This window comes from Arthrobacter sp. B1805 (assembly GCF_002929745.1).
Taxonomy (GTDB): Bacteria; Actinomycetota; Actinomycetes; order Actinomycetales; family Micrococcaceae; genus Arthrobacter_D.
In genome coordinates this window covers 83,980-106,889 of sequence record NZ_PJIQ01000006.1, presented here as the reverse complement: position 1 = coordinate 106,889, position 22,910 = coordinate 83,980, and the positions used below count along the sequence as shown (strand labels likewise).

Annotated in this window: 23 protein-coding genes; 7 read left to right on the top strand and 16 right to left on the bottom strand. The window is 67.3% G+C overall.

Annotated features, from left to right (window positions below):
* The first annotated feature begins 173 nt into the window (after window positions 1-173).
* The 5 genes from CXQ96_RS08665 (at window position 174) to purL (ending at window position 5,282) form a co-directional block, all read left to right on the top strand.
* The gene (locus tag CXQ96_RS08665) at window positions 174-1,058 is read left to right on the top strand and encodes a 3-methyladenine DNA glycosylase (RefSeq protein ID WP_104117644.1); all 885 of its coding nucleotides are present in this window, start codon (window positions 174-176) and stop codon (window positions 1,056-1,058) included.
* 97 nt (window positions 1,059-1,155) lie between these two features.
* The gene (locus tag CXQ96_RS18380; protein WP_181036404.1) at window positions 1,156-1,764 is read left to right on the top strand and encodes an SSI family serine proteinase inhibitor; all 609 of its coding nucleotides are present in this window, start codon (window positions 1,156-1,158) and stop codon (window positions 1,762-1,764) included.
* 174 nt (window positions 1,765-1,938) lie between these two features.
* Complete coding sequence (gene purS / locus CXQ96_RS08655) at window positions 1,939-2,199, top strand: phosphoribosylformylglycinamidine synthase subunit PurS (RefSeq protein WP_104117643.1); 261 nt, start codon at window positions 1,939-1,941, stop codon at window positions 2,197-2,199.
* A gap of 26 nt (window positions 2,200-2,225) precedes the next feature.
* Window positions 2,226-2,993, top strand: coding sequence for a phosphoribosylformylglycinamidine synthase subunit PurQ (gene purQ / locus CXQ96_RS08650; RefSeq protein ID WP_104117753.1), 768 nt, complete (start codon window positions 2,226-2,228; stop codon window positions 2,991-2,993).
* A complete protein-coding gene (gene purL, locus CXQ96_RS08645) occupies window positions 2,994-5,282 on the top strand; it encodes a phosphoribosylformylglycinamidine synthase subunit PurL (RefSeq protein WP_104117642.1) in 2,289 nt (762 codons plus the stop codon).
* Between the two features lie 65 nt (window positions 5,283-5,347).
* Here purL and CXQ96_RS08640 read toward each other — a convergent pair whose 3' ends face one another.
* The 15 genes from CXQ96_RS08640 to CXQ96_RS08570 all read right to left on the bottom strand — a co-directional run bounded on the left by CXQ96_RS08640 (window position 5,348) and on the right by CXQ96_RS08570 (window position 20,362).
* Window positions 5,348-6,115 (bottom strand): SDR family NAD(P)-dependent oxidoreductase, encoded by a 768-nt coding sequence (locus CXQ96_RS08640; RefSeq protein WP_219816114.1) that lies wholly within the window; start codon window positions 6,113-6,115, stop codon window positions 5,348-5,350.
* A gap of 9 nt (window positions 6,116-6,124) precedes the next feature.
* A complete protein-coding gene (locus CXQ96_RS08635; protein WP_104117641.1) occupies window positions 6,125-6,985 on the bottom strand; it encodes a fumarylacetoacetate hydrolase family protein in 861 nt (286 codons plus the stop codon).
* Between the two features lie 127 nt (window positions 6,986-7,112).
* Window positions 7,113-8,414 carry an L-fuconate dehydratase gene (locus tag CXQ96_RS08630; protein ID WP_104117640.1) on the bottom strand — a complete coding sequence of 434 codons (1,302 nt, stop codon included), beginning with the start codon at window positions 8,412-8,414 and terminating at the stop codon, window positions 7,113-7,115.
* 37 nt (window positions 8,415-8,451) lie between these two features.
* On the bottom strand, window positions 8,452-9,423 hold the full coding sequence (locus CXQ96_RS08625) for an aldo/keto reductase (RefSeq protein ID WP_104117639.1): 972 nt from the start codon (window positions 9,421-9,423) through the stop codon (window positions 8,452-8,454).
* 32 nt (window positions 9,424-9,455) lie between these two features.
* Window positions 9,456-10,556, bottom strand: a complete 1,101-nt coding sequence (locus CXQ96_RS08620) for a LacI family DNA-binding transcriptional regulator (RefSeq protein ID WP_104117638.1) — start codon at window positions 10,554-10,556, stop codon at window positions 9,456-9,458.
* 18 nt (window positions 10,557-10,574) lie between these two features.
* Entirely contained in the window at window positions 10,575-11,027 is a 453-nt protein-coding gene (locus tag CXQ96_RS08615; RefSeq protein ID WP_104117637.1) for a MaoC/PaaZ C-terminal domain-containing protein, read from the bottom strand.
* A complete protein-coding gene (locus tag CXQ96_RS08610; protein WP_104117636.1) occupies window positions 11,027-12,157 on the bottom strand; it encodes an extracellular solute-binding protein in 1,131 nt (376 codons plus the stop codon). The genes CXQ96_RS08615 and CXQ96_RS08610 overlap by 1 nt, the downstream gene beginning before the upstream one ends.
* Window positions 12,154-13,356, bottom strand: coding sequence for a CaiB/BaiF CoA-transferase family protein (locus tag CXQ96_RS08605; RefSeq protein ID WP_104117635.1), 1,203 nt, complete (start codon window positions 13,354-13,356; stop codon window positions 12,154-12,156). The genes CXQ96_RS08610 and CXQ96_RS08605 overlap by 4 nt, the downstream gene beginning before the upstream one ends.
* A gap of 123 nt (window positions 13,357-13,479) precedes the next feature.
* Entirely contained in the window at window positions 13,480-14,568 is a 1,089-nt protein-coding gene (locus tag CXQ96_RS08600) for a Gfo/Idh/MocA family protein (RefSeq protein ID WP_104117634.1), read from the bottom strand.
* A gap of 7 nt (window positions 14,569-14,575) precedes the next feature.
* Entirely contained in the window at window positions 14,576-15,523 is a 948-nt protein-coding gene (locus CXQ96_RS08595) for a carbohydrate ABC transporter permease (RefSeq protein WP_258058974.1), read from the bottom strand.
* Window position 15,524: 1 nt separating this feature from the next.
* Entirely contained in the window at window positions 15,525-16,505 is a 981-nt protein-coding gene (locus CXQ96_RS08590) for a carbohydrate ABC transporter permease (RefSeq protein ID WP_258058973.1), read from the bottom strand.
* Between the two features lie 89 nt (window positions 16,506-16,594).
* The gene (locus tag CXQ96_RS08585; RefSeq protein WP_104117631.1) at window positions 16,595-17,947 is read right to left on the bottom strand and encodes an ABC transporter substrate-binding protein; all 1,353 of its coding nucleotides are present in this window, start codon (window positions 17,945-17,947) and stop codon (window positions 16,595-16,597) included.
* 369 nt (window positions 17,948-18,316) lie between these two features.
* A complete protein-coding gene (locus CXQ96_RS08580; protein ID WP_104117630.1) occupies window positions 18,317-19,237 on the bottom strand; it encodes an amidohydrolase in 921 nt (306 codons plus the stop codon).
* On the bottom strand, window positions 19,234-19,560 hold the full coding sequence (locus CXQ96_RS08575; RefSeq protein ID WP_104117629.1) for an L-rhamnose mutarotase: 327 nt from the start codon (window positions 19,558-19,560) through the stop codon (window positions 19,234-19,236). The genes CXQ96_RS08580 and CXQ96_RS08575 overlap by 4 nt, the downstream gene beginning before the upstream one ends.
* Window positions 19,561-19,795: 235 nt before the next feature.
* Window positions 19,796-20,362, bottom strand: coding sequence for a DUF1990 family protein (locus CXQ96_RS08570; protein WP_104117628.1), 567 nt, complete (start codon window positions 20,360-20,362; stop codon window positions 19,796-19,798).
* A 141-nt stretch (window positions 20,363-20,503) separates the two neighbouring features.
* On the opposite strand from CXQ96_RS08570, the gene CXQ96_RS08565 reads away from it, so the two are divergent.
* Complete coding sequence (locus CXQ96_RS08565; protein ID WP_258058972.1) at window positions 20,504-21,400, top strand: DUF1206 domain-containing protein; 897 nt, start codon at window positions 20,504-20,506, stop codon at window positions 21,398-21,400.
* A gap of 4 nt (window positions 21,401-21,404) precedes the next feature.
* Here CXQ96_RS08565 and CXQ96_RS08560 read toward each other — a convergent pair whose 3' ends face one another.
* A complete protein-coding gene (locus tag CXQ96_RS08560; protein ID WP_104117627.1) occupies window positions 21,405-21,821 on the bottom strand; it encodes a CoA-binding protein in 417 nt (138 codons plus the stop codon).
* 247 nt (window positions 21,822-22,068) lie between these two features.
* Here CXQ96_RS08560 and CXQ96_RS08555 point away from each other — a divergent pair, with 247 nt between their 5' ends.
* Window positions 22,069-22,881, top strand: coding sequence for an ABC transporter ATP-binding protein (locus CXQ96_RS08555; protein WP_104117626.1), 813 nt, complete (start codon window positions 22,069-22,071; stop codon window positions 22,879-22,881).
* The last annotated feature ends 29 nt before the right edge of the window (window positions 22,882-22,910 follow it).

Sequence of the window (22,910 nt, the reverse complement as noted above, 5' to 3'; positions counted from 1 at the left end):
CCCCCGATGCCGCGGTCTCCTGGATAGGACCCCCCACCTGTGAGAACGCTCACAGACGCCGCGGCGAGCACAAACTTACCCGGGGCAACACTCTGCCAACTGCCCGACGCGGCCGCTCCCTTCACAATTCGCACCGAGTATTTACCAAAAGGGGTCGGGGTGATAATGGGACGATGCATGCACCTCTCCTGGCCAGCCTCCCCGAGACGGAGTGGCAGGACCGCGAGCGGCAGCACCGGACACGCGTGGCGCGCTTCGCCCAGCCCTACCTGGACCGCCGGTCCCGCGGTGCAGTGCATCCCGTGGAGGACTTCCTCTTCACCTACTACAACCAGAAGCCCGGACAACTCCTCCGCTGGCACCCCGGGGCCGGCGTGGTGCTTCAGGGGCAGGCGGCGGCAGGCCGCTCCGATTGGAAGTACTACGCAGCCCACGACGACGGCGTCCGCGTGGACGCCCGCCGTTTCGCCGAGGAACGCCACGAGTCGGTCGATTTCGCGCGGATCATCCTCGCGCGGACGGCCGCACGACCGGCGCAGTTCGGCTGCTTCGGCCTCCACGAGTGGGCGATGGCCTACCGGTCCGCGGTCAACGGCGTGCGTCACGAGTACCTCGAGCTGCGCCTGGGCGCAGCCGGAACGGACGACGTCGTCGAGGCCTCCCGCATCCGCTGCACACACTTCGACGCCTTCCGCTTCTACACTCCGCAGGCCGTGCCCCTCAACGAGCACGCACCGACGCGGGAGACACAGCGGGACCTCGAGCAGCCGGGGTGCCTGCACGCCAACATGGACCTGTACAAGTGGGCCTACAAGCTCACTCCCCTGCTGCCGAGCGAGATCGTCATGGACTGCTTCGAGTTGTCCTGGCGCATCCGGACCATGGACATGCGGGCCTCCCCCTACGACCTGTCCGGCTGGGGTTACACGCCGATCGCGATCGAGTCGAGTGAGGGCAAGGCGGAGTACGTCCGCCTCCAGCGCGGTTTCGCCGAGGAGTCGCAGGTACTCCGGGTACGGCTCCTCGAGCACATCGAGCGGGCACTCGGAACACCGTGACGACGGCGCGGCGCCTTCCTGCGGGACGCTCCGCCGTCCTCCTTCGTTGAACTTCCACCAGCGGTTAGGCTGGGGAGCCACTCGAAGGGGGACCACCATGACCATCAGCGAACCGCTGTCGCCGGCCCGGCGAGGGCCCGCGATGGCCCGGTTCCTGCTTCCGCTCGCCGCCCTGTCACTCGTCCTGTCGGCATGCGCCCAGGGCGGTCCGGCAGCCGAACCGATCGACCAGGAGACCGCCGTGCAGTCCTCAGCCCCCGAGCCTTCGACCACCCCGCTCCCGAGGGCGGAAGGCACGCCGAGGGTGTCTCCGACGGCGTCCACGGAGCCGTCGCCGACGGCGGAGGTGCCGCCGGCTGCCTCCGGTACCACCGCCATGCTGACCATCTCGATCAGCCAGGATTCGACCGCTGAGCCCGTGCAGTACGTCCTCGAGTGCGTCGACGGCGCACCAGGACCGGCGTCGACCCTTCCGAATGCGGAGGCCGCCTGCGCCGCGCTCGCCCGGCTCGGCACGAAGTTCTTCACGGCGCGCCCTTCCAAGGACGCGATCTGCACCCAGCAATACGGTGGCCCGCAGACCGCCAGCATCACGGGGGAGCTCGACGGCACATCGGTCCTCGCCTCCTTCGCGCTCACCGATGGCTGCGAGATCTCCCGGTGGGACAAGGTGCGGGACATCCTGGGCTCGCCGGGCGGCCAGTAGGACTCGAAGGGCCGTCAGCGCCGGACGAAGCTGCCGGTAATCCCCGGTAGACTTGAAGGGCAAGCTCGCGGAGCGCCAGTGTCAACCCAGATGCGGCGTGAGACGGCACTCCCGGGCTACTGCATTTAATGCTGGAATGCCCAGCACTTGCCGCTCACGCACAGGAGTTGCCGGATGCCCCGGATTGTTGTCGACGTCATGCCCAAGCCCGAGATCCTCGACCCGCAGGGTAAGGCGATCGCCGGAGCCCTCCCCCGGATCGGTCTCACCGGTTTCGCCAGTGTCCGGCAGGGCAAGCGGTTCGAACTGACGGTGGACGGCGTCGTCACCGACGAGGTGCTCGAACAGGCCCGCCACGCCGCCACCACGCTGCTGTCCAACCCGGTCATCGAGGACGTCACGCGCGTGGAGGTTCTCGAGGAGGACGCCCAGTGACCACCTCGAACATCGAAACGCCCCTCATCGGCGGCCCGCAGCCCTTGGCCTCGAACAACGAGGACAGCCCCCTGAACGGCGTGAAGGTCGGCGTCGTCACATTCCCCGGCTCGCTCGACGATCGCGATGCCGTCCGCGCCGTCCGCCTCGCCGGCGGGTCCGCAGTCCACCTGTGGCACGGCGACCACAGCCTGCAGGACGTCGACGCCGTGATCATTCCCGGCGGCTTCTCCTACGGCGACTACCTCCGAGCCGGTGCCATCTCACGCTTCGCCCCGCTCATGGAGCAGATCACCGCAGCGGCCTCCGGTGGCGCGGACGCCCTGCCCGTCCTCGGTATCTGCAACGGGTTCCAGGTCCTCACCGAGGCGCACCTGCTGCCCGGCTCGATGATCAAGAACAACCACCTCCACTTCATCTGCCGTGACCAGCGCCTGCGCGTCGAGAACAACGGCACTTTCTGGACCTCCGAGTACGCGGACGGCGAGGAGCTCGTCATCCCGCTCAAGAACCAGGACGGCCAGTTCGTGGCCGACAACCGCACGCTCGACGAACTCGAGGGCGAGGGCCGCGTGGTCTTCCGGTACGTCGACGGCAATCCCAACGGGTCGCGCCGCGACATCGCCGGCATCTCGAACGCGGCAGGCAACGTCGTCGGGCTCATGCCGCACCCCGAGCACGCGGTGGAGGCCGGCTTCGGCCCTGATTCCTCGGCGCGCGGCGAGGTAGAGGTCCGCGGTGGCACGGACGGACTCGGCATCTTCACGTCGGTACTCAAGAAGCTGGTGGGCTAAGTGACTGCGGAGACAACGTCCAAGAAGTTCAATATCGACACGGTCGCGAACGCTGAGGCCACGCCCGGCCAGGCGCTCCCCTGGGCCGAACTCGGCCTCAAGGAGAACGAGTTCCAGCGCGTCGAGGAGATCCTCGGCCGCCGCCCCACCGGCGCCGAACTCGCCATGTACTCGGTGATGTGGAGCGAGCACTGCTCCTACAAGTCCTCCAAGGTGCACCTGCGCCAGTTCGGCGAGAAGGTCACCGACGCCATGAAGGAGCACCTCCTCGTAGGCATCGGCGAGAATGCCGGCGTCGTCGACATCGGTGACGGCTGGGCCGTGACCTTCAAGGTGGAGAGCCACAACCACCCATCCTTCGTGGAGCCCTACCAGGGTGCGGCCACCGGCGTCGGCGGCATCGTCCGCGACATCATCTCGATGGGCGCACGCCCTGTCGCCGTCATGGATCCCCTGCGCTTCGGCGCGATCGACCATCCGGACACAGCGCGACTCGTGCACGGCATCGTCGCGGGCATCGGCGGCTACGGCAACTCCCTCGGCCTGCCGAACATCGGCGGCGAGGTGGTCTTCGACTCCGTCTACCAGGGCAATCCGCTGGTCAACGCGCTCGCGGTCGGCGTCCTGCGCCACGAGGACATCCGCCTTGCCAACGCGTCCGGCGCGGGCAACAAGGTGGTCCTCTTCGGCGCCCGTACGGGTGGCGACGGCATCGGTGGCGCCTCGGTACTGGCCTCCGAGTCCTTCGACGACGCCAAGCCCTCCAAGCGCCCCGCCGTCCAGGTCGGCGATCCTTTCGCCGAGAAGGTGCTGATCGAGTGCTGCCTCGAGCTGTTCAAGGCCTCCGTGGTCGAGGGGATCCAGGACCTCGGCGCCGCCGGGATCTCCTGTGCGACGTCGGAACTCGCATCCAACGGCGATGGCGGCATGCACGTGGAACTGACCAACGTCCTGCTGCGCGACCCGTCCCTCACCCCCGGCGAGATCCTCATGTCGGAGTCGCAGGAGCGCATGATGGCGGTCGTGACGCCCGAGAATGTCTCCGCGTTCGAGGCGATCATGGACAAGTGGGCCGTGGAGTACTCCTGGCTGGGTGAGGTCACCGACACCGGGCGCCTCATCATCGAGTGGGACGGCGAGAAGATCGTCGACGTCGATCCGCGCACCGTCGCCCACGAGGGCCCCGTCTACGAGCGTCCCTACCACCGCCCGGAGTGGCTCGACGGCGTGCAGGCCGACACCTTCGCGCACGAGCGGCCCGCGGACCTTCGCGAAGCCGTGCTCGAACTCATGGCCTCGCCCAACATGTGCGCGAAGAACTGGGTCACGGACCAGTACGACCGCTACGTGCAGGGCAACACGGCCCTCGCCATGCCGGACGACGCCGGAGTGATCCGCGTCGACGAGGAGACCGGCCTCGGTGTCGCCATCTCGACGGACGCCAACGGCCGCTACTCCTACCTCAACCCCTACGAGGGAGCGCGCCTGGCCCTCGCCGAGGCGTACCGCAACGTCGCGACGTCGGGGGCCGAGCCGCTCGCCGTCACCGACTGCCTGAACTTCGGGTCCCCGGAGGACCCCGAGGTGATGTGGCAGTTCGCCGAGAGCGTGCGTGGCCTCGCCGATGCCTGCCAGGAGCTCGGCGTTCCCGTGACCGGAGGGAACGTCTCGCTGTACAACCAGACCGGCGGCGTCGCCATCCACCCGACTCCGGTGGTCGGCGTCCTCGGCGTGTTCGACGACGTCGCGCGCCGCACGCCGTCGGGCTGGCGTGAAGACGGCCAGGCCGTCTACCTGCTGGGCACGACGGCGAACGAGCTGGAAGGCTCGGAGTGGGCCAACCTGCGCGGCCACCTCGGTGGACAGCCTCCCGCACTGGACCTCGCCGCGGAGAAGACCCTCGCGGCGATCCTGGTGAACTGCTCGCGGGACGGCATGATCGACGCCGCCCACGACCTCTCCGAGGGCGGCCTCGCGGCCGGCCTGAGCGAGATGGCGCTGCGCTTCGGCGTCGGTGCGCGCATCGGCTTGGACGAACTGTGCGAGCGCGACGGGATCGACGCGTTCACGGCGCTGTTCAGCGAGAGCCAGGCCCGGGCCGTCGTCAGCGTCCCACGGTCCGAGGAAGTGCGCTTCAACGACATGTGCACGGCGAGGAACTTCCCCACCCTGCGCATCGGCGTCGTGGACACGGAGAACCAGGCGCTCGATGTGCAGGGCTACTTCACGCTGCCGCTCGACCAGCTCCGCGAAGCTCACGAGGGAACGCTGCCGAAGCACTTCGGCTAGGGAACCGGAGGCTGGGGAACCGGACAACCAGCGCCAGGACCTGATGGAACCCCGGTCCGCCTGCCTCAGGCGGACCGGGGCCTGAGCCGGAGGTTCTGCATACCGCCGTCGACGGCCAGTGCGACCCCGGTGGTCGATCCCGCGAGCGGTGACGCGAGGTAGGAGACCGCGGCCGCGATCTCCTCCGCGGTCACGAGCCTGCCGTGGGGCTGCCGGGCCTCCAACGCGGCGCGTTCGGCTAGCGGGTCCTCCGCCTTCTCGAGGAGGCGCTTGACCCACGGCGTATCTGCCGTGCCGGGATTGACGCAGTTGACGCGAATTCCCTCGGGCAGGTGATCAGCCGCCATGCCGAAGGTGAGCGACTGCACAGCCCCCTTGGACGCGGAGTAGAGGGCCCGGGCCGGAAGGCCTGCGGTCGCCGCGATGGAGGAGACGTTCACGATGGCTGCGGCAGGTGATTCGCGCAGGTACGGCAGGCCCGCCCTGCTGACCCGCACCATACCGATCACGTTGATGTCGAACACGCGCTGCCACTCGGAATCGTCGTTGTCCGCGATGGTTCCCTGCGCACCGATGCCGGCGTTGTTGATGATGATGTCCAGCCTTCCGTAGTGGTCCACGACGGCGTCCACCGCCGATCGCACGGACAGGTCGTCGGACACGTCGCACCGCACGGTGAAGTGCTGCTCCGCAGCTGCCTCCGGCATCACGTCCAGTACGGCGACCCGGGCGCCCAGGTCTGCGAGCCGCCGTGCCACGGCGGCCCCGATGCCCGAGGCGCCGCCGGTCACCAGTGCCACGAGTCCGTGCATCTCCTGCTGTGGTTCGGTCATCATCTGCTCCTAGGCCTGGCTGAAGACCTGGCGCTGGCGGCCAAGTCCCTCGATCTCGATCTCGACGACGTCACCGGCAGTCAGGTACGGGTACCTGCCGGACAGGGCGACGCCCTGGGGTGTTCCGGTCAGGACGAGGTCGCCGGCTTCGAGGGTGAGGTACTGGCTGAGGTGGTGCACGAGGAACGCCGGCGTGAAGATCATGTCCGCCGTACTCGAGTCCTGCCGGGCCTCACCGTTCACCCAGCTGCGCAGGCGGAGGTTCTCGGCCTCCACCTCGGCGGCAGGAACCAGCCATGGTCCGAGCGGGGAGAACCCCGGCGCGCACTTCCCCTTCGACCACTGACCGCCTGAATCATCCAGCTGGAAGGTTCGTTCCGAGAGATCGTTCGCCGCGAGGTAACCGGCGATATGCTCGGCCGCCTGCTCGACCGAGTCGAGATAGCCGGCCCGCTTGCCGATGACGACACCGAGTTCGACCTCCCAGTCCGTCCGGGTGCTGCCCCGGGGTATGAAGGCATCGTCGTCCGGCCCGGCGAGTGTATTCGGGGTCTTGAGGAAGATGATGGGAGTGTCGGGCGGCGTGGAGCCGGACTCGGCCGCGTGCGCGGCGTAGTTCATGCCCACGCAGATGATGGCCGAAGGACGCGCGATCGGCGCGCCGATGCGTTCGCCGCCGATGTCGGCTCGAGGCAGGGACCCCGTCTCGAGCCCTTTCCGCACAGCAGCTATTCCGTCCGCAGCGAGGAATTCACCCGTGATGTCGGGCGTCAGCGACGAGAGATCGTAGGCTTGCTCGTTCCCGTCCCTGTCGACGGCCAGAACCGCCGGCCGCTCTGATCCGATCGGTCCGTAGCGTAGTAGTTTCATCGTGCTCCTTCGGTCCTCGATGCCCGGCCGCCCGGCTGCTGGAGCCCGGACCACCGTTGCAGCATCAGCGTGATGCCCTGATTACGTGCGCTTCCGATCAACCGTGCAGGCATCGGATGAATGCGCCTCACTGCTGCCCGGACCAGTACGCACCATGCGGGAAGGCGAATTCCTTGATCGATCCCTCATGCATCTCGGCGCTGTAACCGGGCCTGGCGGGCACCCTGTAGGCCGCGTTCTCGACGATGCAGGGGTCCACGAAATGCTCGTGCAGATGATCCACGTACTCCGTGACCCTGTTGTCCAGCGATCCGGAGATGGCGATGTAGTCGAAGATCGACAGGTGCTGGACAAGCTCGCACAGCCCGACCCCACCGGCGTGCGGACAGACGGGTACGTTGAACTTCTTCGCCATGAGGAAGACCGGGAGGATCTCGTTGATGCTTGCGAGTCGGGCCGAGTCCAGCTGACAGAAGTCGATCGCCTCCGCCTGGAACATCTGCTTGAAGAGCACCCGGTTCATCCCGTGTTCCCCTGTCGCGACCCCGATCGGCGAGACTGCCCGCCGGATGGCGGCGTGCCCGAGGACGTCGTCCGGGCTTGTCGGTTCCTCGATCCACAGCGGGTTGAACCGGGCGAGGGAGCGCACCCACTCTATTGCTTCAGGGACATCCCACACCTGGTTCGCGTCGATCATCAGGTGGGCGTCCTCGCCGATGACCTCCCGCACGATCCCCAGACGCCGGATGTCGTCGTCCCTGTCGGCTCCTACTTTCAGCTTGATGTGCCGGTAGCCCTCGTCCACCGCTTCTTGGCAGAGCCTGCGCAGCTTCTCGTCCGAGTAGCCCAGCCAGCCCGCGCTCGTCGTGTAGCAGGGGTAGCCGCTCGCCTCCAGTTCGGCGACTCTCTGCGAGCGCGTCGGAGCCATCTCCCGCAGGAGGTCGAGGGCTTCCTCCCGGGTGAGTGCGTCGGACAGGTACTGGAGGTCGGCGACGTCGACGAGTTCCTCCGGGGTCATCTCACTCAGGAGCCTCCACAGGGGCTTGCCCGCGGCGCGGGCCGCCATGTCCCACACCGCATTCATCACAGCGGCCAGGGCCAGGTGCTCGACCCCTTTCTCGGGGCCCAGCCACCGTAGCTGGGAATCCGACTTCAGCTCGCGGTAGGTCCTGCCGAGGTCGGCCAGGAGCTCCTCGACGTTGCGTCCGACCAGCGGCTTGGCGCGCTGCGCCGCTGCCAGGACGCAGATGTCGTTCCCGCGACCGATGGTGAAGGTGAATCCGTACCCGGACAGTGCCGGATCGTCCGTCCGGAGCGTGACATAGGCCGCCGAGTAGTCGCCGTCCTTGTTCATGGCATCCGAGCCGGCGGCCGTCAACGATGTCGGAAACCGCACATCCACGACCTCGGCCGAGGTGATGATGGTCATTCGTGCTCCTTCGGTAGTGTGACAGCTTCACGGTGGTTCACTGGGGAATCAGTCCCTCGTGACGGAGGTCGTCCCAGAGCGCGTCCGGGATCGGCCTCAGGTAGCGCTCGACGCTCCCTCGGACCTGCTCGTCGGTGCGTCCTCCGACGACGACCGAGACGGTGGCGGGGTGGCGCAGGGGAAAGGCGACGGCCGCATCCGGAAGTGAGACCCCGTGTCGTTCGCAGATGTCCGCGATCCGATGCGCGCGTGCGACGAGTTCCGCCGGGGCCGTCTCGTAGTTGTACTTCGCATCGCTCCGTGGCCGGTCCCTGGAAAGGAGCCCCGAGTTGTAGACGCCCGCAATGACCACTCCGACGCCGCGGTCGACCGCGAGCGGCATCAGGTCGGCGAGGGCCCCCTGCTCGAGCAGGGTGTAGCGTCCGGCGAGCATGACGACGTCGATGTCGTACCTCCGGATGAATTCCGCCGGCATCGCGGACTGGTTCATCCCCGCCCCGATGGCGGTGACGACGCCCGCGTCGCGGAGGCGGAGCAGTGCCGGGAGCGCCTCCTCCATGGCCGGACCGCCGTGGTCGTCGGGGTCGTGGAGGTAGACGATGTCGATGCGGTCGAGCCCCAGGCGTTCCAGGCTCTCGTCGATCGAGCGCTTGATCCCGTCGGCGCTGAAATCCCACTGGCGCCGCAGGGTGGCAGGGACGTCGTAACCGCTGTCGGTGTCGCGGTGGCCCTCGCCGCCGGGGTTGGGCACGAGCAGGCGCCCTGCTTTCGTCGAGAGGACGAAGTCGTCGCGGTTCTTCGTGCGGAGCAGCGCCCCGAGGCGCCGTTCGGACAAGCCCAGTCCGTAGTGGGGCGCGGTGTCGAAAGAGCGGATCCCGGCCTGCCATGCCGTCGCGAAGGCACCCTCCGCCTCGGCGTCGGTGGTCTCCCGGTAGAGATTGCCGAACTGCGCCGTGCCCAGACCCAGTTCGGTGAGTGCCAGGCCGTTGGACAATGTGCGTGTCTGCATGGTGCTTCCCCTTCGCTCCCCTGGACGCCCGCTCATCGGTCGGGCCCTGCCGTCTGCCGTTCGTCCTGCCCCGGTGCCGGTCCTGTGGATTCGCGGACCACCAGCGCCGGGGCGGGGTGGGAGACCACGAGGTTCTCGGCTGCACCGGTGTCGAGGCAGTCCCAGAACGACTGCACGGCGCGCCTGCCCATCTCGTACAGGGGCAGTTTCACGGTCGTCAGCGGAGGCCAGGTGTTCTCGGCACTCCACGCATCGTGGACCGCGACGACCGAGACGTCCTCGGGTATCCGCAGGCCCATCGTGCGGGCCTCGGCCAGCGCCCCTATCGCCGCGTTGATGTTGGCGATGAGGAGCGCAGTGGGCGGGTCGCTCTGGCCCATGATCTCGCGGAAAGCCTGCCGGCCCATGCGTGGCTCGTACCCCAGCGTCCTGATGTGGGCCGGGTCGACGGGCAGGTCCGCGGCACGCATCGTCTCCTGGAACCCGCGCGAACGTTCGACGGCGGTGAAGGTCTTGCTGTCTCCCGTCACCAGTCCGATCCGTCGGTGCCCCAGACCGATCAGGTGTTCGGTCGCGATCCTGGCGGCGCGCTCGTTCTCGAGTACAACCGCACCGGTATGACCCGCCTCGATGGAGTTGATGAAGACCAGCGGCACCTTCACCTCGGCGAACGCCGCGAGGTCCTCCCGCGACGACGTGTCTCCCAGTTGCACGAGCATCCCGTCCACACGGCCCTCCCCCACCAGCTTCCTGATGGTGTCATCACCCTCCTGGAGAGCTTCCGCGCGCGCGAGCATCACCATGTAGTTGCGCTCCAGAGCGGCGTCCTCGACGCCCTGCATCAGATCGGTGAACAGGGCATTCGTCAGGTCCGGGACGATCAGCAGGATGATGTTCGAGCGTGACGACCGCAACGCCCGTCCGGCGAAATTCGGCCGGTAGTCGAGGTCGCTGGCGGCTGCCTTGATGCGGTCGCGGGTGGCGGCGCTGACGCGGGAGGAGGGCGCGTCGGTCAGCACGCGCGAGACGGCCGACACCGAGACGCCTGCGAGGGCGGCGACATCACTGAGAGTGGCCGGGCGATTGCCGACGGGACGCGTCCGCTCGGGCCCGGGGTTCGTTCCAGCGCTCATGGGTGCTTCCGATCCCGGCTACTGTCCACGTCGACCGACCAGGTACAGATGCGTGAGGACCAGGACTGTCCTGCCGTCCTGGTTCCTGACGGTCACCAGTTCGTGGACGTAGCCGAAGCTGTCCGGGTTCTTGCGGTGGTCGGTCTTCTCGATGATCTCCGCCGTCACCGTGATGGTGTCTCCGATGAACACGGGCTCGATGAAGCGGATCCTGTCGTACCCGTAGCTCATCGCCTGTGGATTGATGTCACCGGCGGTCATGCCGACGGCGATCGACAGGATGAGGGTCCCGTGGGCGATGCGCTGGCCGAAGGGCTGCGTTGAACACCACCGGGCGTCCATGTGATGCGGGAAGAAGTCGCCGGTCTGGCCTGCGTGCAGGACGATGTCCGCCTCGGTGATCGTGCGCCCGGTGCTGTCGCGGGTCTCGCCGATCTCGTAGTCCTCGAACCACCTGGAAATCGTCTGCATCAGGGCTCCACGAGGAGTTGGGCGGCTGCGGTGTCGAGCCGCGTGATCAGTTCGGAATCGGTGATCTCGCCGGTCAGGGTCTGCGTGACCCAGGGCGCGGCAGTGTCCTGGAACTCGATGTACCCCGCGGTCCGGGGTCTGACGTACGCGCTGTCGAGGGTTGCGCGGGTCCCGGAGAAGAAGGCCAGCGTCTCGGTGTTCAGCCTTTCGTCGTCCCAGGCGACGGCGTTGCCCGGCTGTCCGCCGGCGTCGTAATAGACACCGGCCTGCACCTCGGCGGAGGCGACCCAGAACGCGAAGGCGCGAGCCGCCCCGAGGTCCGTGGCAGTGGCTGATACCGCGACCCCTGCGCCCCCCAGCAACGAGCGCCTGATCCCGCCCGGACCGGTGGGGATGTCGGTGTACTTGATCCGTCCCGGCCGGAATCCCGCCCTGGAGTAGTTCGTGTAGCCGAAAAGGAGCGGGCTGTAGCACCACTCGTCGCTCGTCGAGAGCAGTTCGGCCACGTCGATGGGGTTGGCGGTGAAGCAGCTCTCGGGTACGAGGGCGGCGAGCCTGTGCATGTAGTCCAGAGCCGCGAGCGCATCCTCCTCCGCCAGGAATCGGCCCGGCGCCGGGTTGATGTCCGCACCGTTGCCGCCGGCGATAGTGACCAGGGAGGAGAAGGCGTCGATGGGCTTCGCGGGCCAGAGCACCCGGCCCTCCCGCGCCAGGTCCAGTACCGCGTCCCAGCTCTCGGGCGCCTCACCGATGAGGTCGGGTCGGCAGGCGGAGACCTGGGCCGCCGCATCGCTGGCGAGACCATACTGGTGCCCCTCGTGCGCGTAGCTCTGGTGGGACCGTCCGACCGACTGCTGGGAGAGCCGTGCCAGCTCGTCGTCGAACCCGGCTCCATCGAGGCGCGCCAGGAAGCCCTGCTCAGCGGCGAGCGGGACGTGCGGGTGGTCGATCACGAGCAGGTCGAAGTCCGCGGCAAGGTGCCCGACCGGCGCATCCGCGAAAGCCTGGAGGGACCGGTACTCCCAGCGCACGTCGACGCCGGTCTCGGCGCGGTAGCGCTCCGCCGACCGGACCATGCATTCGTAGCCGCGGGAGTGCTCCCAGGTGATGCCGCGCAGGACGGCGTTCATGCCGCACCGCCGGTCGTGGACCTCAGCGCGAATTCGATGTCCACTGCGGCGTTGTGCTGGCCGAGCTTCGGGGCGGGCTTGTCGCTCGAGAGTATATGCCCGTCCACCCTGATCGGGCTGCGCGTCGTGGCCAGGGTCAGGGGTTCGCCGTCACCGGTGTGTGCACTCTTCCGCACCACCTGCTGCATCATGTCGATGGCAGCGAAGCCTTCATGGCCGACCAGTTCCTCGAGCGTGAGCACCGGCGCACACCACACATCCGCGGTGTCGAGGATGTCCAGCCAGTGCTGGGTGTCGGCTATGGCGAGGTGGGCTGCCAGCAATGCCTCGATCTCCTCCTGTCGGTCCCACGCATCCTGCGGGTCGTCGATCTCGGTCAGGGCCGGGATCTCCAGCAGCGCTCCGAGCTTCGCGAGAGGGTTCATGGCGAGCGCGATATAGCCGTCACTGGTGGGATACGTCCCGTAGGGAGCGGCCAGGAAGGCGTGGGCGGAATGGGCCCCGCCGCGCGTCACCTGAATGGTCGGATCGTTCAGGCGTGTGCTCAGCAACTCGAACTGCAGGTCGAGCATCGACTCCAGCAGGCTCGTCTGGGCGTGGCCGCCCAGCCCCGTGCGTTCACGGCGGAGGAGGAGCGCTGTCACGCCCTGTGCGATGTGGCAACTGGTGAGGTGGTCGGCGATCGAGACGCCGACCGGGACGGGGCCGTCGGAGCGCGAGCCGCTGAGCCAGGGCAGGCCGGAGAGGGACTGCGCGAGCAGGTCCTGGCCCGGTCGGTCCTTCCAGGGGCCGGTGTCGCCGTATCCGCTGGCGCTGCCGTAGACGATGCGGGGGTTGAGCTCGCGGGCGGATTCGTAGTCCAGACCGATGCGTTCCATGACTCCCGGGCGGAAATTCTGGATGATGACGTCGGCTTTCCTGACGAGTTCCTTGACCCTGGCGAGGTCCTCGCTGTTCTTCAGGTCGGCGGTGATGCCGTCCTTGTTCCGGTTCATGGCGTGGAAGGAAATGGTCTCGCCATCCGCCGAGCGGCCGGCGAAGGCCAGCGTACGGCCGATGTCGCCTCCCTGGGGGCGCTCGATCTTGATGACCCTGGCGCCGAGGTCGGCCAGGCGCATCGCCGCGACAGGCCCTGCCAGGAACTGGCTGAAGTCGAGGACTGTGATTCCGCTCAGGGGCTTGATTACTTCGGAGCTCATCGCTCCTCCAATTCCGGTGGGTGAGCATCGGACCCCGGCCTACGTCGGCGTCGTTGCTCAATCGTTTGTGCAAGTGTAGTCACGAGCTGGGTCACCAGCAATACGATCCTCGGCGTGTGCGCGTCACCGGTAGGCGGGCCGGACGCCGGCGGAGCGCGATGCTTCGTACGCCGCCTCCACGACCGCCATCGTGCGGTACACATCCGTGACGCTCGTGGGGAGGTCGGGAACCGAACCCTCCAGGTACCTCTGCAGGGCACCCATCGAGCCGATGAAGGCGTCCGGGAACCAGGATCCGGAGAAGTGGAGGGGCTGCCAGCCCTTCTCCGGCTCGGAGTTGCGGAAGATCTCGAGCCGGTCCTCACCGCCCGAGGGATAGTCCATCAGAAGACCCATCTGGGCCCGGAGCGCGCCGTCGGTCCCCTCCCACTTCACGAAGCTCTCCTCGTACTTCCGGCCGTAGTGGTGGTCATGGTTCGTGGAGATGATGGCCCGCAAGGGCCTGTCCTCGTAGTGCATGATGATGTCCGACCGGCTGTTGGCATGGCTCTTGCGAGGGTGTTCCACGGTGACGGCCGACACCCTGTCCGGATCGCCGAGGAAGGACCGGATGAGGTCGATGTAATGCACGCTGTGCATGTTGATCTCGAGGCGCTCCATCGTCAGGACGTGGGGGAAGAGCTCCCAGGGGGTGTTCACCTCGACGCGGACCTCGAGATCGAACAGTTCGCCGATGGCGCCTTCCGCTATCGCGGCCCGTGCAACGGAGATGTAGGGGCTGAAGCGCAACTGGGTGTTGACGGCCGCCGTCAGGTTCTTCCTCCGGCAGATCGAGAGTATCCGTTCCGTATCGGCCAGGTAGTTGCCCAGTGGCTTCTGGATGAGCACACCGCAGCCGTCGGGCAGTGCTTGGAGCGTGTCCTCGTACTGCTCCGGCATGAGCGCTATATCGAAGACGGCTCCATCCGGGGCGGCCGCGACGGCGTCGGCTACCTGATCGAAGACCAGGGGGATCCCGTACTCGTCGGCGAGTGCCTGCGCGCGGCCGGCCGTGCGGTTGTAGATGGCAGCCACCGGGAACCCGGCCTTCCGGTACGCGGGGAGATGCGCATCCTTGACGATCCCACCCGCCCCGAGGATCACGATAGGGAGGGGACGCTGTGGGAGGTCGGGCGTGTACGCCTGTGACGGGGAGAACTCCGCTCGGGTCACGGTGTCCTCACCCTTTCACTGCGCCGACGGTCTGGCCCCGCATGAGATACCGCTGGGCGCAGATGAACAGGACCAGCAACGGGATCATGCTGATGGACGTCGCGAGCGCGAGCTGGGGCATGTAGAGCTTCACGTCCAGACCTGCGGCCACCGTCGGATTGAAGAGCGGGCTGGCACCGATGAGTTCCTGCAGGCCGATGGAGATGGTCTTGTTCTGCTGGTTGGAGCTCAGCAGGGCCAGGGGAAGGAAGAAGTTCGTCCAGTTCGCCACGAAGGAGAAGAAGGCGACCAGGGCTATCGCCTGCTTCGATATCGGCGTCGCGACCTGGAAGAAGATCGCCAGTTCCCCCAGTCCGTCGATGCGTGCCGCCTCGACCAGTTCGATCGGCATCGTCGTCATGAAGTGGATGTAGGAGAGGTAGGCGCCGAAGGGGAAGAAACCCATGATGACCAGAACCGGCCAGAGCTCTCCGACGGCGTCGACCGCGTTGACCTCGAGGAAGATGGGGATGACCAGCACCGTATTGGGGATGACCATCGTCACCAGGGTCACGAAAAGGACGGCACGACGGAACCGGAACCGCAGCCTGGCCATGGCATACCCTGCCGGAATTGCGGCCAGTACGGCGAGAACGGCCCCACCGATTCCCACGAACAGTGAATTCATCATCCACCGCGTGAACAACCCGCCCTCGCCCGGACCGAATCCGTTGACCTGGGACCAGCTGTAGACGACGTTGTCCCAGGAGACGCCGCCCAGACCGAGGAACCCGTCGGTGCCCGCCTGGACGTTCGCGTTGTCCCGGAACGCCATGGCGATGAAACCGACGATCGGGAAGATGATGATCGTGGCGACGAACAGCATGGTGGCGACACGGGCTATCCGGCCCGCGCTCCATTGTCCGCGCCGTGGTCTTTCGGCTGCCGCCATCTCTGTGCTCACACTCGTTGCCACGTCAGTGTTCTTCCTTTCCGAACAGACCGCTGCGGAACACCACGAGCAGTCCGATGCCGAGCGTGATGATCAGCAGGATGATGGACATCGCGGCGGCGGCCGGGAAGTTGTAGTTCGAGAACGCGAAGGCGTATCCGAGCTGTGTCGGCGTCCACTGATCGGGCAGCGCGTTCGATGCCACCTGGTCCAACAGGTACGGTTCGAGAAACAGCTGGAATCCGTAGGCGAGGTTCATGAGAGCCGCATAGCCGATCCACGCGCGGATCATGGGGAGCTTGATGTGCCACGCGAGGTGCCAGGCATTCGCCCCGTCGATCTCGGCGGCCTCGAGCACCTCGTCCGGGATGTTGTTCAGTCCGCCGTTGACGACGAGGATCCACGTGCCGAGCCCCTGGAAGAGCAGCATGGCGGTGAGGATCATCGGCAGGTTGGACGGCGATACGAGGACGGCCTTGATCGTGGTGAAGCCGAGCGCGTGCCAGAAACCCTGGATGGGAGATTGCGCCGGGTTGAGGAGGTAGACCCAGAGCACGAAGTTCGCGACGCCGGCAAGCGCCCCCGGTATGTAGTAGATGAAGCGCATGGAGCTGCCGAACCGGCCGGGGCTCGCGTGGATCAGCAGGGCCAGACCGATGATTCCGACGAGCATGATCGGCAGCCAGACGACGAGGACGCTGAAGATGTTGGCGAACGTGTCGAGAAAGCGGTAGTCGGTGACCACCGTGGTGAAGCTCTCCAGACCGCCGAAGGACACCTCCGGGTTCAGCGGGGTCGGGGGTGTCTGGAAGGCGATGACGAAGGCGTACGCGATGGGGATAACGCCGGCGACCAGCAACAGGACCATGTAGGGCGACATGAGGATCCACGCTCCCCGCGCCTCGCGTCCGTGCAGGCTGGAGGACCGGCGGCCGGCCGGTGCCTGGGGGCGCCGTCGCGGCTTCACCTCCGTGTCCTTCGGCAGGGTGATCATCTTGGAATTCATGGACTGCGCCCTTCTGGATCGACGACCTTCGGGAGTGCTCAGACGTGAGGGCGCAGCCTAGGCCGACTGCGCCCTCACCGTGTGAAGGACTACTGGGGCGCGTCGGTGACGACGGTGTACCCCTGCGCCTTCGCCTCATTGAGCAGCCGTTCCTCGAAGGCGGACCACCCTGCCTCCACACCATTGCCCGAGACGAGTGCCGGCGTCATGGTCTCGGCCCAGACGCCGCCGGTGTTGTAGAGCATGTAGGCGTGGCCCTCGACGACGTGGGGCGTGGCTTCCTTGATCGCCTGGAAGGTCGTCTCCGTGTCCGCGAAGTACTGCGAGGCCGACTGCTTCTCGATCCAGTCGTCCTGCACCGGGCCGTATCCCGGCAGGCCCGTGCTCAGTTCCACCTGCCAGGCGGGGTCGGTCGCGACGAACTCCATGAAGGTCTTGGCGTTCTCGAGCTGCTTGCCCTCGATGAAGTTCGACAGCCCCCACAGGCCTCCTCCCTCATTGCCCGTCGAGGGCTCGGTCTCGCCTTCCCAGGAGAGGGGGGCGACGGCGCTCATCGTGCCCGCCTCGATCGCCCAGGTCTGGTTGAAGAGGTAGTCGCCCCACCAGGCGGCCCCCGGGCTCATGACGAGATCCGCGCCGATGCCTGCCGCGTCGGCGTCGAAGATGCCCAACGAGGTTGCGGCATCGCCCTCGACCAGGGTGCTGATGAGGCTCTTCGCCCGCTGGCACCGCTCGTCGTCGAGGTTGATCTGTACCTCTGTCTCGCTGATCCGGTTGTTGGTGGGACATCCGCTCGCCCAGAGGTAGCGGTCCGGGGCGTAGGAGTCCCCGAGGAACGCGCTGATCTTGCCGGGGTGCTCCTGCGCTATGGTCACGGCGAGATCGCCGTACTCCTCCCAGGTGGTGGGGAGCGTGTAGCCGTTCGCGTCGAAGAAGGTCTTGTTGTACCAGAAGACATCGGGGGCGGCGTCGTTGCGGAGGCAGCGGATGGCGTCGTCGATGGCGCACGGACTGATGACCGCTTCGTCGTAGCCCTCGATGACGTCCGGCATGACCTCACTGAGGTCTGCCGCGTAGTTGATCTGGGCGCCGGTCGCCCAGGCGATGTCGTCATTGGACGGGAAGAAGATCGCGTCCGGGAATCCCTCGCCTGCCTGGCTGAACTGGGAGAACTGTTGCTGCAGGGTCTTGCCGCCGACTGTCCCGTCGATCTGCACCACCTCGGTCTCGATCTCCGGGTGCGCCTTCACGAAGGCCTCGGCGGCGGGGACCCGGGGCGGATCCACCCAGACGGTGATGGCGCCGCCCGAATCGGTGCGCTCGGCTTCCGTCTCCGTGGCCCCGCCGCTGCCACCGCAGGCGGACAGCAGCAGGACGGCAGCGGCCGCCCCTGCGACGGGCTTGAACGATAGTGCGCGACGCCGGAACTGAGGTGTCTTCATTGACTCTCCTTGGTTGTGGGTGCCGGCCGAAGCGGGAATGGAGCGCCCAGCGCGACTACTGCTCAAACGTTAGACCTGAGAATTCCGTTGGTCAATCGTTTGAGCCAATTTCCTCGGGGCGACATTACGCCGGCAACCGTTCCGACGGCGTCGGGCGGATCGACGCCCATGGTTACATCAGGAGGTGAACCTCCTCCTGATGTAACCATGTTCCCGCTGGGCGTTCTCCTGACCTGGGCGAGCATGTCGACGATCCACCAGAAGTGGAGGTACCTGCTCGTCGCGGACGCGTTCCTGCCCGGCAAGCCGAGCCTGGCGATGCTACCCGTACCGACGGCTTACCGGTCCCGTGGTCAAGGGCGGTTCGGCCTACCGCCCTCCGAAGCGGTCGTGTCGGTGTGCGTCCGCCGGCGGTTCGGGAGACATCACCCGGGCCCTGGCAAGGAGGGCTTCGTCGATCCCGTAGAAGCTGGTCGCGGTGCCGCTCGTCAGCGCTGATCGCTCGGTGGCGGTGAGGCCGTCGAACAGCGGGACCAAGCCACTCCATACCCTGTCGTAGCCGCCCGCGAGCACGGAGATCGGCCAGTCCCCGCCGTACATCAGGCGTTCCGGACCGAACACCTCCAGGGCGTGGTCGAAAAACGGCCTGATCGCTGCCGTGGACCACTCGGTCATCGGTCCTCGGGAGGGATAGAGTCCCGACACCTTGGCATGCACCCGTGGATTCTCCGAAGCCCGTTCGATCAGGCTCCACCAGGGCTCGGGGTCCGCTTCGCCGATCGGAGGTTTCGAGAGGTGATCGATGACGATCCCCAGCCCGGGGTGCCGCTCGCCCAGGGTGGCGACGTGCTCCAGGTGCCGGGGCAGGACCGAGACGAGGTCGAAGGTCATTCCGGCTTCCTCAAGGAGCCCCAGGCCCTCATCGACGTCGGGGCGGAGCAGCCAGTCAGGATCAGGTTGGTCGTGGATCAGGTTCCGGATCCCGACGACGTGGTTGGATTCCCGTAGCCGGTCGAGCTGCTCCGCGGCCTCTTCGGGACGGTCGAGGGGAACATACGCGACGACCGCCACCACCTCGTCATGGCCGGCGGCCACGTCGAGCATGTAGTCGGTGTCGTCGGAATTGTCCGCGGACTGGACGAGGACGGTAGCCCCGATACCGGCCCGGCGGAGGTGTGGCCGTAGTTCCTCGAACTCGATGGAGCGATTGATCGGGCCGAGTTCGTCCGTCAGCCAGGGATACTCCGCCCGGTCGAGGTTCCAGACGTGCTGGTGGGCGTCGATGATCATTCCGCAGTCTCCTGCGGCAGGTGCCAGACCAGGGGTACACCTGTATCGCGACCCGAATAGTCGTCGTGCACTTCGAGCAGCTCACCCATGAGCTCCTGCCAGGGCACATTCGCCGGGTGCTCCCTCAGGTGCGCCCGCATGGCTGCGTAGTCCTCGCATTCGACGAGGTGGAAGATCTCCCTGCCCGACCGCCAGATACGCCAGCTGCGCACTCCCGCCTCCCGCAGGGCCGTGTCCAGGGGAGCCGGGATGACCGCGTGGATCCGGTCGTAGTCCGACTCCCGGCCCGGCACCAGTCTGGTGTGCAATGCGATGGTTTCCATAGATGTTCCTTCGTCGGACGGAGTGCGCAGCTTTCCGGACACGAATGTGGCGTTGTCGACCCTGATACGCCGCGTCCGGCCGGGGTGCCGCTACAGGTACGGGTGCGTTCAGTGTCGTGGTGATCGGGGCCCGGGGCAAGGGCCACGTCAGGACAGGCGGGTGAGGACTGGCGGGCGGAGACATCCGACCGGTGGCGTGCGAGCCCCGGGACGGAGCCCGGCTGCCGGTAGCCGGTCAGGCCTCCCCCGCCAGTTCCCGCGCCGCCTTCATGTAGCGCGACAGCACGTACCCCTGCGTCAGCCTGGTCACGGGTGCGGCGAGCCGGTACACGACGTTGGCGGGCACGCTGTAGGCGGAGCAGATGAACCGCACGCGGTTGTCAGCGGTCAGCTCGGCGTAGAAACCCTCCTCACCGCGCACGGGGTGGCCGGGCAGTGTCCCGTAGCCGAAGCCACTGCGCTGGCCAGGGACGGCCCGGCCCGTTCCGTCGAGCCGCGGCGCCCTCGACCAGATCACCTGGCACGGCGCCTTGATCCTGGCGGGGCCGACGCCGAACCCGGAGACGACTTCGACCCCCGGTGCCGCGCGCTCGGCGTCGGACGTCATCGAGAGGCCTGCCCGCCGGTGAAGCCCCCATGCGAGAATCCCTTCCGCGAGGGCGAGAAAACCGGCCGACGGGTCCTCGGTCCCGATGTCGTGCGACTCCACCATCACGGTGTACCCGGCGGGCCAGCCTCCCTCCAGCGACTCCGGGAAGGGTCTGTCGGTCGCGCCCCGTTCGTCATACGTGAACTGCTCCATGCGTGCCTCTTCCGTCGACCTGCACTCCAAGGACGCCCACCATCGGCCGCGGTGGTGATCCTCGACTCAACCTACTGGAACGGGAGGGACCGGGACGGGCGCCGAAGGCCGGGCAGTGGCAGGATGGAGGTCCAGACCGGCATGGACGCACCTGTGGTGTCCGACCCGCCGATCCGTCAGGGAAGCGGGAGCATCATGGCACGAGGGATGGGCACATCGGGTAAGGGTGCCGCTGAAGGGGCGTCCGACGCCGCAGAGGAAGCGGTCAACTCCAAGCAGTTCGAACTGGTGGCGCGTGCGGGCTACGTCGCCGCCGGCATCCTGCACTTCCTCATCGGGCTCATAGCGCTCGGACTGGCGAACGGCGGCTCCGGAAGCGCCGACCAGAGCGGAGCGATCGGCCAGCTCGCGGCGAGTCCCGGCGGGACCTTCCTGCTGTGGTTCTGTTTCATCGGGTGCGTCGCCCTCGCCCTGTTCAACCTCGGCGACGTCTTCTTCGGATCACGGGGCCTCAGGGGCAAGGACAAGCTGACCGCCCGCCTGAAGAGCGGCGGCCAGGCCGTCGTCTACGCCGCCATCGGCGTGACGTTCGGACGGTTCGCGCTCGGCGGTTCGAGCGACAGCAGCAGCAGTACGAGTTCGTTGAGCGCGTCCCTCATGGGCAGCCCCGCGGGCAAGGTCCTCCTCATCGCCATCGGTGTGGGGATCCTCGTCGTCGGAGGCTACTTCATCGTCAGCGGCGCCACCCGGCGCTTCCGAGAGAAGATCTCGCACCTTCCGGCCGGTGCGCTCGGCAGCGCCGTCATGATGCTGGGCACCGTGGGGTACATCGCCAAGGGATTCGCCCTCGGGGTCCTGGGAGTCCTCGTCGTGGTCGCTTCCGTCACGAACAACCCGGAACAGTCCACCGGGCTCGACGGCGCCCTGAAGGCACTGCGCGACCAGCCCTTCGGAGTGTGGCTGCTCGGCGCGGTGGCTCTCGGCCTCATGGCGTACGGCATGTTCATGGTGGTGCGCTCGAAGTACCAGCGCATGTGACCGGCTAGAGCCCGAGCGCCGGCGCCTCCATGACCGGGCACGTATCCATGACGACGTCGAGCCCGGCCTCTGCGGCTCGACGCGCGGCATCCTCGTCGATCACGCCCAGCTGGAGCCACACCGCGCGTGCACCCACCGCGATCGCCTGATCCACCACCGCGCCCACACGCGACGAATTCACGAAGCAGTCGACGACGTCGATCCTGCCGGGAATATCGGCGAGCCTCGTGTAGCCCTTCTGCCCGTGGACGTCGTCGCCCTTGAGGCTCACCGGGACGATATCCATCCCCAGGCGGTCCAGGAGGAAGCGTGAGACGCCGACGGCAGCGCGGCGCGGATTGTTGGACAGGCCGACGACCGCCCAGCGGCCGTGCTCCGTCAGGAGCCTCCTGACGACCTGCGGATCGTTCTGGTGTGCCACCGAGCCTCCCGGGTTTTGTTACAGCGTTTGTTACACGGTCCATTTTGCTCCTGCGGGAGCCCGGGCGTTTCATTGAGGTGACCATCCCGAGCGGCCGAGAGACCTGGATCGATGAAGCCGCAGCAACCCTGGTTGCCCGCATCCCCCTGATGCCGGGCGATATCGAGGCCCGAGCCACGGGATCCACCGCATCCGGTGGACAAGGCTCGCTCCGTAGGGTGCTACCGCCAGGACCGATGGAGAGATCATGACCGCAGTCCTGGCACCCGGCAGTACCCAGCCCCACCACAAGCAGGCCCTCGGCGTGCGCTTCTCAGGCCTCGGGCGCAGCTTCGGGTCCTCGACCGATCGCCGCGTCGTCCTCAGGGACGTGACCGTCGACGTGAAGCCTGGCGAGATTCTCGCCATCCTCGGCACCAGCGGATGCGGCAAGTCCACCCTGCTGCGCGCCGCCGCGGGGCTGGACGTACCGGACAGCGGCGAGGTGCTGATCGACGGGACTCCCGTCAGGGGCATCGACGAGCGCTGTGCCGTCGCCTTCCAGGAGCCACGCCTGTTGCCGTGGCACACGCTGCAGGCCAACGTGGCGATCGGGTTGCCCAAGTCTTCCAGTGCGAGCGCCGGCAAGGCGAAGGTCCTCGAGCTGCTCAAGCTGGTGGGCCTCGACGCGTTCGCGAAGCATCGGCCGCGGGAGGTGTCCGGCGGCATGGCGCAGCGCACCTCGCTCGCCCGTGCTCTCGCCCGGAATCCCGGAGTGCTGCTGCTCGATGAACCGTTCGGTGCGCTCGATGCCCTCACGCGCATCAAGATGCAGGACCTCCTCCTCGACATCCACCGCGCGCAGCCCACGACGGTGCTGCTCGTGACGCACGACGTCGATGAAGCGCTGCAGCTCGCCGACCGCATCCTCGTCCTCGGGCGTCGCGACGACGATGATCCCGGCTCCACGGTGGCGGAACTCGTTCCTGTTCCAGGCACCCGCCCGCGGTCCCGCAATGCCGCGGATCTCGGGATGCTGCGCAGCTCCCTGTTGTCCCGCCTCGGCGTCACCGGACACTAGCCCGGCTCCTCGAACCCGCGCGCGCCGTC

Bases quoted from the DNA above. Each gene is read 5' to 3' on its own strand.
- CXQ96_RS08620 (WP_104117638.1), bottom strand. From the start codon at position 10,556: ATGAGCGCTGGAACGAACCCCGGGCCCGAGCGGACGCGTCCCGTCGGC.
- CXQ96_RS08640 (WP_219816114.1), bottom strand. From the start codon at position 6,115: ATGACCGAACCACAGCAGGAGATGCACGGACTCGTGGCACTGGTGACC.
- CXQ96_RS08565 (WP_258058972.1), top strand. From the start codon at position 20,504: ATGGACGCACCTGTGGTGTCCGACCCGCCGATCCGTCAGGGAAGCGGG.
- CXQ96_RS08605 (WP_104117635.1), bottom strand. From the start codon at position 13,356: ATGAGCTCCGAAGTAATCAAGCCCCTGAGCGGAATCACAGTCCTCGAC.
- CXQ96_RS08575 (WP_104117629.1), bottom strand. From the start codon at position 19,560: ATGGAAACCATCGCATTGCACACCAGACTGGTGCCGGGCCGGGAGTCG.
- CXQ96_RS08585 (WP_104117631.1), bottom strand. From the start codon at position 17,947: ATGAAGACACCTCAGTTCCGGCGTCGCGCACTATCGTTCAAGCCCGTC.
- CXQ96_RS08615 (WP_104117637.1), bottom strand. From the start codon at position 11,027: ATGCAGACGATTTCCAGGTGGTTCGAGGACTACGAGATCGGCGAGACC.
- CXQ96_RS08610 (WP_104117636.1), bottom strand. From the start codon at position 12,157: ATGAACGCCGTCCTGCGCGGCATCACCTGGGAGCACTCCCGCGGCTAC.
- CXQ96_RS18380 (WP_181036404.1), top strand. From the start codon at position 1,156: ATGACCATCAGCGAACCGCTGTCGCCGGCCCGGCGAGGGCCCGCGATG.
- purS (WP_104117643.1), top strand. From the start codon at position 1,939: ATGCCCCGGATTGTTGTCGACGTCATGCCCAAGCCCGAGATCCTCGAC.
- CXQ96_RS08625 (WP_104117639.1), bottom strand. From the start codon at position 9,423: ATGCAGACACGCACATTGTCCAACGGCCTGGCACTCACCGAACTGGGT.
- CXQ96_RS08635 (WP_104117641.1), bottom strand. From the start codon at position 6,985: ATGAAACTACTACGCTACGGACCGATCGGATCAGAGCGGCCGGCGGTT.
- CXQ96_RS08590 (WP_258058973.1), bottom strand. From the start codon at position 16,505: ATGAATTCCAAGATGATCACCCTGCCGAAGGACACGGAGGTGAAGCCG.
- CXQ96_RS08630 (WP_104117640.1), bottom strand. From the start codon at position 8,414: ATGACCATCATCACCTCGGCCGAGGTCGTGGATGTGCGGTTTCCGACA.
- CXQ96_RS08665 (WP_104117644.1), top strand. From the start codon at position 174: ATGCATGCACCTCTCCTGGCCAGCCTCCCCGAGACGGAGTGGCAGGAC.
- CXQ96_RS08555 (WP_104117626.1), top strand. From the start codon at position 22,069: ATGACCGCAGTCCTGGCACCCGGCAGTACCCAGCCCCACCACAAGCAG.
- CXQ96_RS08580 (WP_104117630.1), bottom strand. From the start codon at position 19,237: ATGATCATCGACGCCCACCAGCACGTCTGGAACCTCGACCGGGCGGAG.
- CXQ96_RS08570 (WP_104117628.1), bottom strand. From the start codon at position 20,362: ATGGAGCAGTTCACGTATGACGAACGGGGCGCGACCGACAGACCCTTC.